Annotated in this window: 11 protein-coding genes; 6 read left to right on the plus strand and 5 right to left on the minus strand. The window is 72.9% G+C overall.

The window, feature by feature from the left end; genetic code table 11:
- Both SNA_RS03805 and SNA_RS03810 read right to left on the minus strand, forming a co-directional pair.
- On the minus strand, window positions 1-3433 hold a 3433-nt coding region (locus SNA_RS03805), incomplete at its 3' end, for a glycosyltransferase family 2 protein (RefSeq protein ID WP_044363223.1).
- 325 nt (window positions 3434-3758) lie between these two features.
- Window positions 3759-4022: a WhiB family transcriptional regulator gene (locus SNA_RS03810; protein ID WP_003983763.1), complete on the minus strand. Its 264-nt coding sequence runs from the start codon at window positions 4020-4022 to the stop codon at window positions 3759-3761.
- Between the two features lie 731 nt (window positions 4023-4753).
- Here SNA_RS03810 and SNA_RS03815 point away from each other — a divergent pair.
- The 3 genes from SNA_RS03815 to SNA_RS03825 all read left to right on the plus strand — a co-directional run bounded on the left by SNA_RS03815 (window position 4754) and on the right by SNA_RS03825 (window position 7662).
- Window positions 4754-5293 (plus strand): cysteine dioxygenase, encoded by a 540-nt coding sequence (locus SNA_RS03815; protein ID WP_030068537.1) that lies wholly within the window; start codon window positions 4754-4756, stop codon window positions 5291-5293.
- Between the two features lie 78 nt (window positions 5294-5371).
- Entirely contained in the window at window positions 5372-6328 is a 957-nt protein-coding gene (cofD, locus tag SNA_RS03820; protein ID WP_030068539.1) for a 2-phospho-L-lactate transferase, read from the plus strand.
- A 14-nt stretch (window positions 6329-6342) separates the two neighbouring features.
- On the plus strand, window positions 6343-7662 hold the full coding sequence (locus tag SNA_RS03825) for a coenzyme F420-0:L-glutamate ligase (RefSeq protein WP_030068540.1): 1320 nt from the start codon (window positions 6343-6345) through the stop codon (window positions 7660-7662).
- 23 nt (window positions 7663-7685) lie between these two features.
- Here the strand turns inward: SNA_RS03825 and SNA_RS03830 are convergent, their stop codons facing one another.
- From SNA_RS03830 to SNA_RS03840, 3 genes are all read right to left on the minus strand, one after another.
- The gene (locus SNA_RS03830) at window positions 7686-8591 is read right to left on the minus strand and encodes a DNA-3-methyladenine glycosylase family protein (protein WP_030068541.1); all 906 of its coding nucleotides are present in this window, start codon (window positions 8589-8591) and stop codon (window positions 7686-7688) included.
- 60 nt (window positions 8592-8651) lie between these two features.
- A complete protein-coding gene (manB, locus tag SNA_RS03835) occupies window positions 8652-9734 on the minus strand; it encodes a mannose-1-phosphate guanylyltransferase (protein WP_030068543.1) in 1083 nt (360 codons plus the stop codon).
- A gap of 212 nt (window positions 9735-9946) precedes the next feature.
- Window positions 9947-11197, minus strand: a complete 1251-nt coding sequence (locus SNA_RS03840) for a peptidoglycan recognition protein family protein (RefSeq protein WP_030068544.1) — start codon at window positions 11195-11197, stop codon at window positions 9947-9949.
- Window positions 11198-11347: 150 nt separating this feature from the next.
- On the opposite strand from SNA_RS03840, the gene SNA_RS03845 reads away from it, so the two are divergent.
- From SNA_RS03845 to SNA_RS03855, 3 genes are all read left to right on the plus strand, one after another.
- Entirely contained in the window at window positions 11348-12112 is a 765-nt protein-coding gene (locus tag SNA_RS03845) for a TIGR03089 family protein (protein ID WP_044363230.1), read from the plus strand.
- Between the two features lie 165 nt (window positions 12113-12277).
- Window positions 12278-13549, plus strand: a complete 1272-nt coding sequence (locus SNA_RS03850; protein WP_030068548.1) for an LCP family protein — start codon at window positions 12278-12280, stop codon at window positions 13547-13549.
- A gap of 250 nt (window positions 13550-13799) precedes the next feature.
- Window positions 13800-15563: an LCP family protein gene (locus SNA_RS03855; RefSeq protein ID WP_030068549.1), complete on the plus strand. Its 1764-nt coding sequence runs from the start codon at window positions 13800-13802 to the stop codon at window positions 15561-15563.
- Window positions 15564-15576 lie beyond the last annotated feature (13 nt).

A 15576-nucleotide genomic window follows, 5' to 3' on the forward strand; every position in this document is an offset into this window, starting at 1 on the left:
GCGGCACGGCGTACGGGTCGCCGGTCTGCATGGCCTCCTGGGGCGCTGCGGGCGGCTCCTCCTCCCCGGTGCGGGCCTCCGGGACCCCGGCCTCCGGGCCCGCGGGCCGTCCGGCGGCCTCCGCGGCGGCCCGCAGGCGGCGCGCCCGGCGGCCGTCGCCGGTGGCCTCCTGGGCGGCGGCCAGCACGGCGGCCTCCTCGGGCAGGTCGTCGTCGATCTCCCGGCGGCGGCCCGGCAGCGCCATCACCACCAGGACGACGGCGAGCAGGCCCTGTGCCCACAGCCAGGCGGTGTGGCCGAGGGGGTTCTCGTAGGTCAGGTCGAGGCGCCCGCCGCCCGCGGGGAGGTGGAAGCCCTGTGCCCAGCCGTCGACGGTCACGGGCGTGAGCGCGGTGCCGTTGAGGGTCGCCTTCCAGCCGGGGTCGGCGGCGTCCGCGAGGCGCAGCACCCGCCCTGCGGAGCCGGCGGGGACCTTGTCGGTGTGTGCCTCGACGGGGCCGGACGGTACGGGGACGGGGGCGGCGGCCTGGCCCGCGGTGGTGCCGTCGGTGGCGCCGCCCGCCACGATGGACAGCCGCGAGACCCGGCGGTCCACGCGCCACAGGGCGCTGCCGTCCTCCTGGCTGAGGCGGGTCAGGCCCGGGGTGGCGTCCAGGACCCGGCCCATCTGGCGGGGCGCTCCGCTGCGGACCAGGACGTAGCGGACCGCGTAGCCGCCGAGCTGGCTGGTCTGGTCGGCGCCGGAGCCGGCCACCAGGTTGGCGACGATGCCGCCCAGGCGGGTGTCCTCGCCGGCGGTGGCGGCCAGGTCGGCGTCGCCGAGCTGTGCGCCGGAGCCGCGGACCAGGGCGTAGTCGACGTGGCCGGTGCTGCCGTCGAGGACGAGGGTGCGGGCCCGGTCGTCGGTGCCGGACTCCTCGGCGACGAACGCGGGGACCTGCGAGGGGTTGCGCCGCTCCAGTGGCCCGGCCGCGCCGGTGATCATCCAGCTGACGGCGGCGTAGAGCGGGGCGAGGACGGACGCCACCGCGATCAGGACGGCGACCGGCTGCTTCCAGCCGAAGCCCATGGCGGCCATCCGGGTGCGGATGCCCTCGGCGCCGATCGCCGCGGCGCACAGCAGGGCCAGGCCGTAGACGAGCATCGCCGGGCCGGTCCAGCCGGAGGCGTTGCCCAGCGCGGCGCACAGCAGCGCGGCGAGCGCGACCACCCAGGCGGTACGGATCGCCGGCTGCCGCTCGCCGCGCAGCGTCGCCGCGAGCGCGGCCAGCACGATGCCGATGAGCAGCAGTCCGCCGCCCGCCTTGGGGCCGCCGGGGCTCATGCCGATCAGGTCGAGGGCGGAGGCGGAGCCGGCGCCGTAGCCGAGCCCGACCTCCTGGAAGAAGCGCGTGGGGTCGGCGAACAGCGACAGCGACCAGGGGGCGAGCACCCCCACCGGGACGACGGCCAGGGCCAGGAAGCGCAGCACGTAACCGGGCAGGATCTCCCGGCTTCCGTCGATCGCCCGCCGTACGAGCAGCCCGAGGCCGAGCAGCACCGCGACCGGCCAGACGAGCGGGGTGAAGGCCATCGTGAAGGTGACCAGCAGGGTGTACGCCCAGGTGGCGCGCCAGCTGGGCCGGGTGCCAGGAGTCAGGCGCAGTCCGCTCGCGGCGATGGCGGCGCGGGCCATCAGGGGCAGCAGGATCGCCAGCACGGCGGTGCCCAGGCGGCCGCCCGCGAGCGCGCCGGTGGCCGCGGGCAGGAAGGCGTACGCGATGGAGGCCCAGGCGCGCAGCAGCCGGGAGGTGACCAGCGGGCGGGAGGCGAAGTAGGCGGTCAGTCCGGCCAGCGGGACGGAGCAGACCAGGAAGAGGGTGATGGTGAAGCCGGTGCTGCCGAGGAAGAGCGTGGAGACCAGGGCGAGGACGGCCAGGTAGGGCGGTGCGGAGCCGGCGTCGCCGGTGCCGACCGCATGCCAGTTGTCGAGATACGCCGACCACAGGCCGGACACGCTGCCGGGCGCGGGCAGCATCGCGCCGCCGGTGAGCGCGCCGGAGCCGAGCAGCCCGCGGCAAGCGATCAGCGAGACCGCCAGCAGGACGAGGAAGAGGACGGGTCCGGGCTTGCGGGCGATCCGCTTGAGCCGGGCGAACTGCTCGATCTCCAGGAAGTCGGCGTCGTCGCCGCCGGGTCCGGACTCCACCGCGCCGTGCCGGCCGGCCGAGGCGACATCGGGTGCGGCGCGGCCGGCGAGGTTGCCCGCGACCTGTTCGACGGTGGCCCGCACGGTCGCGCCGGGCGGCGGGAAGAGCGACCGCAGCTCCTTGGCGTCCACCTGGGGGCGGCCTCTGCGTTTGCGTGCGGCGAGGATCTTGCCGGGGCGCAGCAGGGTGCCGAAGAGTCCGGCGAGTTCGTCCAGCGCCTGGCCGGGGACCTTGCCGACGAGGTAGGCCAGGACCCGCAGGAAGGTGCCCAGGAGCAGCCGCAGCAGGACGTACGGGAGCAGCGCACCGCGGGTGTTGGTGAGCAGGGTGTAGACGGCGCCGGCCTTGTCGACGCGGTGCGGGTTGGCGACCGAGCGGCCGACGCAGTCGATGGGGCGGCGCTCGCGGGCGGCGGCCTCGGCGTGCCGCAGGGTCGCGTCCGGGGCGATGAGCACCTGGTGGCCGGCGGCCTGGGCGCGCCAGCACAGGTCGACGTCGTCGCGCATCAGCGGCAGCCGCCGGTCGAAGCCGCCCAGCTGCTCGTAGACGTCGCGGCGGATGAGCATGCCGGCGCTGGAGACGGACAGTACGGGCCGGATCTGGTCGTGCTGGCCCTGGTCCTGTTCGCGGCGGTCCAGGCCGGTCCAACGGCGGCCGCTGCGCGCGATGCTGACGCCCGTTTCGAGCAGCTGGCGGCGGTCGTACCAGCTGCGCAGCTTTGGGCCGACGATGGCGGTGGAGGGGCTGGCGTCGGCGACCCGCAGCAGTTCGGTGAGCGCGTCGGGCGCGGGGGCGCAGTCGTCGTGCAGCAGCCACAGCCACTGGACCGGTTCGCCGTGCGGCAGCTCCGGCATGTCGTAGGCCTCGTCGTGCCAGGTGCGGCTGACGGGGTCCCAGCCGCTGGGGCGGCGCAGATAGGCCAGATCGTCCTGGGTGAGCACGGGAGCCGTGCGGACGGCCTCGTCGACCGCGGTGCCGAAGCCGGAGCGGCGGGCGAGGTGCAGGACGCGTTCGTCCCCGATGGCCTCGGCGAGCAGCCGGGCGGAGTCGTCCGCGCTGCCGGTGTCGGCGCCGATGACGTTCTGCACCGGGCGCTCCTGGCCGAGCAGCCCGGCGAGGGCGTCGGGCAGCCAGCGGGCACCGTCGTGGGAGACGATCACGGCGGTGACGACGTGCCGCGGGAACTGAGGGGTGTCAGCTGGGTATGTGGCGGCCTGGGCCGCCGACTGGCTGTGCACGGACATCGAGGTACGGGCCCTCCGGACCCGGGAGTCCGGGGCCCGGGCGAAGTCGCTCAAGGCCCCCGCCCCCGGCAGACACTGCGACGGACTACGAGGCGACGCGCGGGCCCCGAAGGGCGGCGGCGCATCTCGGACGGTGCTCCACACTAATGGTTCGCGCCGTCGCCCCGACCGGGTCCGTGCACGGCAGTACACAGCAGTCCGCCTCCGGCCGTCAGGGCACCGGAGGCGGGATGGTCGCTATCGGGGGATATGGGGAGTCGGCGCGGTACGGCGGCGGGCCGTACGGGGCCACGCGCCGCGGGCATCGGGGGCTGCCGTGACATCGTCAGACGGCGGCCTTCTTGAGCCGGCGCCTCTCGCGCTCGGACAGTCCGCCCCAGATTCCGAAGCGTTCGTCGTTGGCAAGCGCGTATTCAAGGCACTCGGAGCGGACCTCACACGCGAGGCAGACCTTCTTGGCCTCGCGGGTGGAGCCCCCCTTCTCCGGGAAGAAGGATTCGGGGTCGGTCTGGGCGCACAGTGCGCGCTCCTGCCAGCCGAGCTCCTCGTCCGCCTCCTCGACCAGCAATTCCTGGAACAGCTCGGTCATGTGCGCCCCTCGTCTGTCTTTACGTCCCCGTGATCCAGCCGTGATCGTTTTTGGCTGAACGACACGAGTGAAATTACAAGTGTGCTGATCCGGGCCAGTCAAGCCGAGATCTGCTATTGGGCCTCTTATTCACTCTGTGGAACCAAGCGTATGCGGAAAGTGTTCAAATCACCAAAAACCAGGACACTTCCCCGGGTGTAATCGCCCGGCTCTTCCTTCTCGTCACGTGAGACGCCATCGGACGGCGTTCGCGTTGCACCCCGCGCGCCGAAGCGGGGAAGATCACAGACGGATCACAGGACCGCAACGGCGTTTGGAGGCGCGGTTGGTGGGCGACATCTCCGGCCCGGGGGCTGCACAAACCTTTCTCCGGGTCGCGTAACCGGATGAGGTGAACCATCCGCGCCAAACCCGACATCCGGTTGACATTGCGGCGGGAACCCGGTCTCCTTGTCCGCATGTCAGTGACTTCCGCGCCCCGCCCGGCCCGCACCCTCGGGTCGTTCCGCGCTGCGCAGGACCTGTGTCGCTGTCGCTGTTCTTGCTGTTGTAGCCACTGAGCTCCGGCCCCCTCCCGCTCGCACCACCCCGCGGCGGCCCCGCCTTCCCCGCGTCCGCGCCGTGCCCCCTACCGGGACAGCTCGCGCCGTGGCGCACGCTCCCCCCAGCCACCGCCGGGAGCACCTCCGTTCGCGCGACACCCCGTTCTTCCGCCAAGGACCCACCACCCCATGAACAGCGACGTCCAGATCGCCGGCGACCCGCTCGCCATCCCCCACCTGCTGCCGCCCGTCCCCGCCCACCCGGCCACCGTCGCCGGCTTCGTGGGCCTGGCCCGCGCCATCGCCGCCGACCGCGACAGCTGGGCCCCCCTCGTCCGCTACGACGCCACCACCCGCTGGTACCGCCGGCTGCGCATCGGACCGGGTTACGAGGTCTGGCTGCTGAGCTGGGTGCCCGGCCAGGGCAGCGGACGGCACGACCACGGGCGCTCGTCGGGCGTGCTGACGGTCCTGGAGGGCGAGTTGACCGAGCACCGGCCCGAGGGGCCGCGCACGCTCTCCCCCGGCGCGCAGCAGGTCTTCGCTCCGGGCTACGTCCACGAGGTCGTCAACGACGCGCTCACGCCCGCCGTCAGCCTGCACATCTACTTCCCCGGGCTGACCGAGATGCCCATGCGCCCCCAGTCTCAACTTCGTTCGACCGGGGGGACCCCCATCGCCCAGTGCGCGCCGTCGGCCCAGGAAGCCCAGGAGACCCTGGCCCCCTAGCCGGCAGGCCCTGCCAGGCCCACCCGTCGCCCGACCACCGCCCCTCAACGACAGTCTTCGACTGACACACTGTCTGCCATGCGCATTGTGGTTCTGGCCGGCGGTATCGGCGGCGCCCGCTTTCTGCGGGGAGTGAAGGCAGCGGTTCCGGACGCGGAGATCACCGTCATCGGGAACACCGGCGACGACATCCATCTGTTCGGGCTCAAGGTGTGTCCCGACCTCGACACCGTGATGTACACGCTCGGCGGCGGCATCGACGAGGACAAGGGCTGGGGCCGGACCGGCGAGACCTTCCGGGTGAAGGAGGAGCTGGCCGCCTACGGCGTGGGGCCCGAGTGGTTCGGGCTCGGTGACCGGGACTTCGCCACGCATATCGTCCGTACCCAGATGCTCGGCGCCGGATATCCGCTGAGCGCGGTGACCGAGGCGCTGTGCGACCGGTGGCGGCCGGGCGTGCGGCTGATCCCGATGACCGACGACCGGGTCGAGACCCATGTCGCCATCGAGGAGGACGGCGAACAGCGCGCGGTGCACTTCCAGGAGTACTGGGTGCGGCTGCGCGCCTCGGTGCCCGCGCACGCCGTGGTGCCGGTCGGCGCCGACCAGGCCAAGCCCGCGCCCGGCGTCCTGGAGGCCATCGCGGACGCCGATGTGGTGCTCTTCCCGCCGTCCAACCCGGTGGTGAGCATCGGCACCATCCTGGCCGTGCCGGGCATCCGGGAGGCCATCGCGGACGCCGGGGTGCCGGTGGTCGGCCTCTCCCCGATCGTCGGGGACGCGCCCGTACGCGGGATGGCCGACAAGGTGCTGGCGGCGGTGGGCGTCGAGGCGACGGCCGCCGCGGTGGCGCAGCACTACGGCTCGGGGCTGCTGGACGGCTGGCTGGTGGACACCGTCGACGCGGGCTCGGTGGCCGGCGTCGAGGCGGCCGGGATCCGCTGCCGGGCGGTGCCGCTGATGATGACGGACGCGGACGCCACGGCCGCGATGGCGCGCGAGGCGCTGGCGCTGGCCGAGGAGGTACGGGCGTGAACGAGCGCCGCGGCATGAACGCCCCGGGCTACCGGGTGTGGGCGGTGCCGGGGATTCCCGAGGTGCGGCCCGGCGACGACCTCGTCAAGCTGATCGTCGCGGCGGTCGCCGGCTCGGACATGCCCCAACTGGCCGACGGCGACGTCCTGTTGGTGACCTCGAAGATCGTCAGCAAGGCGGAGGGCCGGGTGGCCGAGGCCGCCGACCGCGAGGCGGCGATCGACCAGGAGACCGTACGGGTGGTGGCTCGCCGCGGCACGCTGCGGATCGTGCAGAACCGGCAGGGGCTGGTGATGGCCGCGGCCGGCGTCGACGCCTCCAACACCCCCTCGGGCACGGTGCTGCTGCTGCCCGAGGACCCGGACGCCTCGGCGCGCGCCCTGCGGGAGGGCATCCGTACCGAACTGGGCGTCGACGTCGGCGTCGTCATCAGCGACACCTTCGGGCGGCCCTGGCGCAGCGGCCTCACCGACGTCGCCATCGGGGCGGCCGGCATCCGCGTTCTGGACGATCTGCGCGGGGGCACGGACGCGTACGGCAATCCGCTCACCGCCACCGTGGTGGCCACCGCCGATGAACTGGCCGCCGCCGGCGACCTGGTGAAGGGCAAGGCCGCCGCGCTGCCGGTCGCCGTGGTGCGCGGACTCCCCCATGTCGTCGAGGAGGCGGGAGACGGCGAGGGGGCGCGGGCGATGGTCCGTGACGCCGGGGACGACATGTTCCGGCTGGGGACGTCGGAGGCCGTACGGGAGGCGGTGACGCTGCGCCGTACGGTGCGGGACTTCACCGACGCCCCGGTGGACGGCGGTGCGGTGCGCCGGGCGGTGGCCGCCGCGCTGACGGCGCCCGCGCCGCATCACACGGCCCCTTGGCGGTTCGTCCTGCTGGAGTCCGGGGCGGCGCGGAGGCGGCTGCTGGACGCGATGCGGGACGCCTGGATCGCGGATCTGCGCCGCGACGGGTTCTCGGAGGAGTCCGTCGCCAAGCGGGTGCGGCGGGGCGAGGTGCTGCGCCGGGCGCCGTATCTGGCGGTGCCCTGCATGGTCATGGACGGCTCGCACCGCTATCCCGATGCGCGGCGCAGCGCGGCGGAACGGGAGATGTTCGTGGTCGCGCACGGCGCGGGGATCCAGAACTTCCTGGTCGCGCTGGCGGGCGAGCGGCTGGGGTCCGCCTGGATCTCGTCGACGATGTTCTGCCGGGACGTCGTACGGGAGGTGCTGGGGCTGCCGCAGGAGTGGGAGCCGATGGGGGCCGTGGCGATCGGGCAGCCGGCCCAGGCTCCCGGGGAGCGCCCGGCGCGGCCCGTGGACGACTTCGTCGTGGTGCGCTGAGGGCGCTCAGAGATCCAGGGCGCTCAGAGACGGGCGATGTCCCCGACCGGGAAGCGCGGCGCACGCCGCGGCGGCACCACCCCGGACAGCAGGATCAGCCGGGCCGCCCGGTGGCGCTGGCCCTCGTACGGCGCGAGGAGTTCGAGCATCTGCGCGTCGGTGGTGCCGCGGCGCCCGGTGAGGGCATAGCCGATGATCTTCGGCAGGTGGAGGTCGCCGACCGTGACGGCATCGGGGGCGCCGAGGGTGCGCTGGAGGGTCTCGGCGGCGGTCCACGGGCCGATGCCGGGCAGGGCCGTCAGGCGGCGGGTGGCGGCGGCGAGGTCCATCCCCGCGGCCTCCTCCATCCGGCGGGCGACGCGGACCGCGCGCAGGATCGCCGAGGACCGCTTGGCGTCCACGCCCGCCCGGTGCCACTCCCAGGAGGGGATCAGCGCCCAGGCCCGCGGGTCCGGCATCACCCGCATCCGCTCCCACGGGCCGGGCGCGGGCTCGCCGTGGCGCTGGAGGAGCAGCCGCCAGGCGCGGTATGCCTCGTCGCTGGTGACCTTCTGCTCCAGGACCGAGGGGATCAGCGACTCCAGGACGAGGCCCGTGCGGGCGAGCCGGACGCCGGGGTGGCGGCGGCGCGCCTCGTGGACGAGGCGGTGCCGGGCGGTGAACCGGTCCGGTTCGTCGGACGCCCCCAGCAGATCGGGCAGCTGCTCCAGCAGCCAGTCGGCGCCGGGACCCCACGCCTGGGCCTCGACCGCACCGGCGGCCGGGCGGGCCGCGAGGCGCAGGGTGCCGGGGCCTTCGGGCGTACGGCAGGCGCGCCACACCTCGTCGCCGCGCAGCGCGAAGGCGGGGTCGCCGGGGCCGCGCCGGAGAACGCACAGGGTGCGGTGCAGGTCGTACGGGCCGGGCGGCACCCAGCTGCGGGCGGGCATGCGGCCAGATTAGGCGATGGGGGTGACAACGGGCCGGGCCCCGCCGGCCGGAGCCGGGCCCTACTGGTCGGAGGAGAAGCGCACCGAGCCCGCCGGGAGCCGGGCGCCGCACCAGATGCGGATGCCGTCGCGCAGCTCGTTGTCGGCGCCGACCTCGGCCCCGTCGCCGATGACCGCGCCGTCCAGGACCGTACGGGCCCCGATGCGCGCCCCGGCGCCGATCAGCGACTCCCGGATCCGGGCGCCCGGTTCGATCACCGCGCCCTCCAGGACGGCGCTGCCGTCGATACGCGCGCCCGCGCCGACGACGGCGCCCGTCCCGATGACCGTGCCGCCGGTGAGCTTGGCGTCCGGGGCGACGTCGGCGTTCTCCAGGACGAGGCGCTCGCCGCGGCGGCCGGGGACGGCCGGGGACGGGGCGCGGCCCAGGACCAGGTCGGCGGAGCCGCGGACGAACGCCTGGGGGGTGCCGAGGTCGAGCCAGTAGGTGGAGTCGACCATGCCCTGGAGGTGGGCGCCGTCGGCGAGCAGCCCGGGGAAGGTCTCGCGTTCGACGGAAACGGGCCGCCCGGCCGGGATGGTGTCGATCACCGACCGGTTGAAGACATAGGCGCCCGCGTTGATCTGGTCGGTGACGATCTCCTCGGGGGTCTGCGGCTTCTCCAGGAAGGCGGTGACCCGGCCGGTGTCGTCGGTGGGGACCAGGCCGAAGGCGCGGGGGTCCTCGACCCGGGTCAGATGCAGGGAGACATCCGCTCCGGAGGTGCGGTGCGTGCCCACCAGGGCCTGGATGTCGAGGCCGGTGAGGATGTCGCCGTTGAAGATCAGCACCGGGTCGCCGGGGGCGGAGTGCAGACGCCCGGCGACGTTGCGGATGGCGCCGCCGGTGCCCAGCGGCTCCTTCTCGGTGACGTACTCCAGGTGCAGGCCCATGGCCGAACCGTCGCCGAAATACGGCTCGAAGACCTCGGCGAGATAGGAGGTGGCCATGACGATGTGTGTCACCCCCGCGGCACGGGCCCGCGCCAGCTGGTGGGTGAGAAAGGGCACACCGGCCGCCGGGACCATCGGCTTGGGCGTGTGCACCGTCAACGGGCGCAGCCTGGTGCCCTTGCCGCCGACCAGGAGGATCGCTTCAGTCACCTTGTCGTCTCTGCTTCCTGCTGGGGTCGGCACACGGCCGACCAGTGTAGGCAGACGGGCTTTCGCCCCCGCTCCACGGACACCGGCGTGCGCCGGGACACGGGCGGTGCCCGGCGCACGTCGTGATCGGTAGGACGGCGCGCACGCGAGGGTGGTTCATCTCCGGCACAAACGGACCGTACCGGACGGTAACCGTAACCGGACGCAGCAGGTCAGCGCCCCTGGAGCCGGGCGGCGTCCGTGCGGGCGGTGTCGAGTTTGTCGTAGAGGCGGTCGCCGGGGCAGGCGGAGCGGAAGCCGTCGCGGTGGCCGGAGATGACGTGGAGTTGGGCGACCTCGCCCTTCTTGAAGAGGTTGCTGCCGGCGGAGGTCAGGCCCACGGTGCCGCGCGGATCGGCGCCGGACAGGCCCAGCTTCCAGGCCGTCAGGGCCGAAAGGGCCTCCAGAGAGCCCTTGGAGGGGTCGGTGTCGGTGAAGGTCCCCAGCAGGGCGATGCCGGTGGTGTCGTCGTTGAAGCCGAGAGTGTGCGCGCCCATCACGGACTTGCTGACGCCGCCCGCGCGGCCTTCGTAGATGACGCCGCATTTGTCGATGAGGAAGTTGTAGCCGATGTCTTTCCAGCCACTGCTTTTGACGTGAAAGCGGTAGATGGCGCGGATCGCCGCCGGGGCATCGGCGCAGCTGTAGTCGTTGCCGGTCGCGGTGTGGTGGACGAAGGCGGCCTTGACCGGGCCGGTGAAGCCGGGGGTGGGTTCGCGCAGGGTCTCGTCGGCGCCCCAGCCGGCCCGGGTGACGATGCGCGGGCGGGGGCCGATGTAGGTCTTTACGGGGTTGGTCCGGGCCCCGGCTGCCTGGGCCTCCGCCTGCGCCTCGGCCTGCGCCTGGGCCCGTCCCAGCGGCCGGAGTTCGGCGGCGGGGCCGGCGGGCCGTGCGCTGCCGGGGTCGACCAGCTCCAGCCGCAACCCCCCGGGGAAGGGGGCCGGTGCGCGGTTGCTGCCGTCCGGGACGATGCGCAGCTGGACGGCGTCCGAGGCGCCGGTCCACAGGGGGGCGGTGCTGCCCCGTACCCCGCTCTTGCGGCGTTCGGCCGACGCGGGGTCGGGCAGGTCGTCGTTGTCGGTCCGTACGTCCTGCCAGCCGGACCAGTCGTGCGAGGCGGTGGCGCGGGTACGGACCTGGACGCGGCCGCCCAGCTGGACGTTGGGGTCGTCCCAGACGACGCCCAGGAGCGAGAACCGGCGCACCTCGCGCACCGGCATGACCCGGGTTCCGGGGACGGTCTCGGGTTCGGGTTCGCTGGCGCGCGGGGCGGGCGTTGCGAGGTCGTCCAGCGGTACGGACTGGGTGCTGCCCGCCGCGTCGTCGGCCGGGGCGGGGGCGGCACCGACCGGGGGCTGCGAAGGCAGGGCCAGCGCGGCCACGGTCAGGGCGCCGAGGGATGCGGTGAGAAGGGAAAGGCGCATGGATGTATATGTGGCACGGCGAAGCGCCCTGCGCCATCGCGGATCTGACGGGGCATCGACCGAACGGCGGCGGCGGTCTGCGCCGAACCGGTGGCCGTATCCGCCCCGTCCGGACCACCGCACCCCGCTGCCGCGCGTAATCTGGCCGCGATGAACGCCACCGATCGCACCCCCGCCGACCTGCTGCGTTCCGCGCTCGCCGCGGACCCGGCCCGCCCGCTGGTGACCTTCTACGACGATGCCACCGGCGAGCGGGTGGAACTGTCCGTCGCCACCTTCGCCAATTGGGTGGCCAAGACCGCCAACTACCTCCAGGGCGATCTGGCCGCCGCGCCCGGCGACCGGCTCGCGCTGCTGCTGCCCGCGCACTGGCAGACCGCCGTGTGGCTGCTGGCCTGTTCGTCGGTCGGCGTGGTCGCGGAGGTGGACGGCGATCCGGCCGCAGCCGATCTGGTCGTCAGCGGACCGGACCGGCTGGAGGAGGCGCGCGCCTGCTCCGGGGAGCGGGTGGCCCTGGCGCTGCGCCCGCTGGGCGGCCGCTTCCCCCAGCCGCCGGCGGGCTTTGCGGACTACGCCGTCGAGGTGCCGAGCCAGGGCGACCGCTTCGCACCGTTCGTGCCGGTGGATGCGGGTGCGCCGGCGCTGACCGTCGGCGGCGAGGAACTGACCGGCGCGGGGATCGGCGAGCGGGCGCTGGCCGATGCCGCGGCCGAGGAGATGCCCCAGGCGCCGCGGGTGCTGTCGGGGCTGTCGTACGACACCTGGCGGGGCCTGTCCTACGGGCTCTACGCGCCGCTGGCGACCGGCGGCTCGGTGGTCCTGTGCCGCCATCTGGACCGGCTGGGCGCGGAGGGCACGCTGGCCCGCGAGGCCGCCGAGAAGATCACGTATCTGGCGCCGTCGCCCCTGTCCTGACGGCGTCACCCGCACGGCGGAGCGGGCGCCCCGTGCGACGAGCCGGTTCACCGGATGTGCGCCAGGATTTCACGTACGGACAACCCTGCGCAGGACCGGTCCGTCCCACCCTCGGCCGGGCACCGCGTACGGGCGCGACGCCGACTCCGTGAGGGATGGACGCACGTGACCGAGAGCCCCCAGACACCGTCCGGCCGCCCGGGTCCCGCCGCGGGCTCGCGCCGGACGGGCCGGGGGGCGGGGCGGTTCCCCGGCTGGGGCCCGCGGCCGCTGCGCTCGGGCGCCCCGGGTGACGGCCCCGGCCCGCCGCGCACCCCGCCCTCGCCGCTGCACTGGATGCGCCGGGCCGCGCTGGGCACGGCCGCCGCGGTGCTGGTGACGGCCGTCGCCGGCTGGGGTCTGTACACCAAGCTCGACGGCAATATCCGCTTCGACAGCGACACCCAGAACGAGCTGGAGAAGTACGAGGCCGAACGCCCCGACCCGGGCCCGCCCAACGCCGAGAACATCCTGCTGATCGGCTCCGACAACCGCGGCGACGGCAACGAGGAGTACGGCGCCGACAGCGGCACCCAGCGCTCGGACACCACGATCCTGCTGCATCTGGCGGCGGACCGGAAGTCGGCCACCGCGGTCAGCATCCCGCGCGATCTGATGGTGCAGGTGCCGCGCTGCAAGCGCTCCGACGGCAAGGAGATCGCCGAGCAGACGGTGCAGTTCAACTGGACGTTCCAGTTCGCCGGGGCCGCCTGCACGATCCGTACGGTCGAGCAGATGACCGGAATCCGGATCACCCACCACATGATCATCGATTTCGTCGGGTTCAAGAAGATGGTGGACGCGGTGGACGGCGTCGAGATCTGTGTGCGCCGGCCGATCCATGACGACAAGGCGCGTCTGGTGCTGCCCGCAGGCCGCCAGACCCTCCACGGCGAGGACGCCCTCGGTTTCGTACGGGCCCGCAAAAGCCTGGGTAACGGCAGCGACACCCAACGTATGGAACGCCAGCAGGACTTTCTTGGCGCGCTCGTGAAGAAAGTGCAAAGCAACGGTGTGCTGCTCAATCCGACGCGGCTGTATCCGGTGCTGGATGCCGCGACGAGTTCCCTGACCACCGATGCGGATCTTGCCTCGCTCACCGGACTGTACGAATTGGTGCGCAGCATGCGCAGCATTCCGACCGCTCATGTGCAGTTCCTGACCGTGCCGCGCGAGGAGTACCGCTACGACCCCAATCGCGACGAGCTGGTGCAGCCCGACGCCGGGCGTCTCTTCGCTGAGCTGCGCAGGGACCACCGGGTGACGGTGGCACCCCCCGCGAAGGACTCCGCCCAGAGCGCCGCCGCCTCCGACGCGAAACCCCACGACCCCGCGCCGCCTCCCGGCCGGACTCCGGCCTTTCCCGGAACCACCGCGGAACACGGGACCTGCGAATAAAGATGCCGCAAAAACCCGCAGCGTCTTGAAGGGATTGGGCGGATTGCCCAGGTGTAGGGAAGTGGAATTTGTCACCGTCGTCGCCGGGCACTGAACTGGGCGGATAGTGTGAGCGATCCGGCCCGCCCGAGCAGCGGGCCGATGACCATGCACAACCCTGTTCATCCCTAGTTCATCCCTATTGCACGATCGACCGACCGAGCGCCTTGAGGGGGAGGCGCCGCGCCACCGACGGAGGATTCAAGGCACCGTGGACGCGCAAGGCCGTGGGCGGGCGGGCGACGACAACGTCGATCCCGCCGACCAGTGGGTGTTCGACCCCGACACCGGCAATTACGAGCTGCGGCTTGACCCTCCCGGTCATCCCGCGGACCGCTCCTCCGCCCGTAAGGCCGCCGGTCCCAGACGCGCCCGGCGTCAGCAGGCGGAGCGGGGCGGCGATACCGACACCCGTCCGCTGCCCAGCCAGCGCAACCGGCGCGGCGAGGCCCGCGACGACGGTGACGGCCCCCGCACCGGGGGCCGGGCCGAGCGCCGCGCCGCGGCCCGGGGCGGTGCCTCGGCCGCGAACACCTCGGGTCCGGCCGGCCGCCGCCGGCCCAAGCCGAAGAAGTCCGGGAAGAAGAAGGCGCTGTACTGGACATCCGGTGTGCTGGGCTTCGTCCTGGTGGCCGCGGCCACCACGGCGTACGTCATCTACCAGCAGCTGGACGGCAACATCAAGAAGGTCGACGTCGGCATCAACAACGACGCGGTCTCCGACGGCCCGGTCAATCTGCTGGTCATCGGGACGGACGCCCGCGAGGGCAAGGGCAATTCGGGTTACGGCGACGCCGGCAGCGTCGGGCATGCGGACACCACGATCCTGATGCACATCTCCAAGGACCGGACGAACGCGACCGCGCTGAGCATCCCGCGCGACCTGATCACCGATATCCCCAACTGCCCGACCCAGCAGAAGGACGACTCGACCAAGGTCATTCCCGGCCAGCAGCAGGTGCGCTTCAACACCAGCCTGGGCCAGGAGGGTCGGGACCCCGGCTGCACCTGGCGGACCGTCGAGAAGCTCACCGGCCTCAAGATCAATCACTTCATGATGGCCGACTTCAATGCCGTCAAGGAGCTGTCCACTGCGGTCGACGGCGTCGAGGTGTGCACCGCCAAGGACATCAACGACTCCGGGTCGCATCTGCATCTGAAGGCCGGCCACCACGTCGTCAAGGGCGAGCAGGCCCTCGCCTTCGTCCGTACCCGGCACGCCATCGGGTTCGGCAGCGACCTGGACCGGATCAAGCTCCAGCAGCAGTTCGTCGGCTCGCTGGTCCGCAAGCTGAAGTCCAGTGCGTTCAGCAGTCCGGGCAAGCTGCTGGACGTCGCCACGGCGGCGACCAGGGCGCTGACCGTCGACACCGGTATCGGCACGGCGAGCAAGCTGATGGACTTCGGCAACGACATGAAGAAGGTGAACCTCAACAAGATCACCTTCGCGACGGTGCCCGTGCTGGACAACCCGCACGACCCGGCCACCGTCATACTCAACAAGACCAAGGCCGAACCGCTGTTCCGGATGATCCAGGCCGACCAATCCCTCTCCAAGGGGGGCAAGAAGGCCAAGAAGGCGCCCGTCAAGAAGGCCCCGCCGGAGCTCGTACGGGTCGATGTCTCCAACGGCGGCGGGCCGATCGGCTCGGCGCAGGAGACCGTGGACTGGCTCCAGAACTCCAAGGGCGCCCGCCTGTCGACCAACACCGGCAACGCGCCGCAGAAGGTGGCCAAAACCACCCTGGAGTACGCGCCCAACCAGGCCGACCAGGCCGCCACGCTCGCGGACTGGATGGGTCTGCCCAAGAGCGCCCTGAAGCAGTCGTCGCAGGCCGCCGGCGACCGCGTGCCGATGAAACTGACGCTCGGCAAGGACTTCCAGGGGGCGGGCGAACCAATCGAGGCGCCGACCGAAACCCCGGACGGTGTTCAGCACGTCAATGCAGGTGACAAGAACATCTGCGCGAAGTGAACCGAGCGGGATC

It is taken from the genome of Streptomyces natalensis ATCC 27448 (genome assembly GCF_000935125.1).
GTDB lineage: Bacteria > Actinomycetota > Actinomycetes > Streptomycetales > Streptomycetaceae > Streptomyces > Streptomyces natalensis.

What these genes read in the sequence shown, in the direction of transcription:
- SNA_RS03810 (WP_003983763.1), bottom strand. Translation starts at nt 4,022, where the DNA reads ATGACCGAGCTGTTCCAGGAATTGCTGGTCGAGGAGGCGGACGAGGAG.
- SNA_RS03825 (WP_030068540.1), top strand. Translation starts at nt 6,343, where the DNA reads ATGAACGCCCCGGGCTACCGGGTGTGGGCGGTGCCGGGGATTCCCGAG.
- SNA_RS03830 (WP_030068541.1), bottom strand. Translation starts at nt 8,591, where the DNA reads ATGCCCGCCCGCAGCTGGGTGCCGCCCGGCCCGTACGACCTGCACCGC.
- SNA_RS03845 (WP_044363230.1), top strand. Translation starts at nt 11,348, where the DNA reads ATGAACGCCACCGATCGCACCCCCGCCGACCTGCTGCGTTCCGCGCTC.
- SNA_RS03840 (WP_030068544.1), bottom strand. Translation starts at nt 11,197, where the DNA reads ATGCGCCTTTCCCTTCTCACCGCATCCCTCGGCGCCCTGACCGTGGCC.
- SNA_RS03815 (WP_030068537.1), top strand. Translation starts at nt 4,754, where the DNA reads ATGAACAGCGACGTCCAGATCGCCGGCGACCCGCTCGCCATCCCCCAC.
- cofD (WP_030068539.1), top strand. Translation starts at nt 5,372, where the DNA reads ATGCGCATTGTGGTTCTGGCCGGCGGTATCGGCGGCGCCCGCTTTCTG.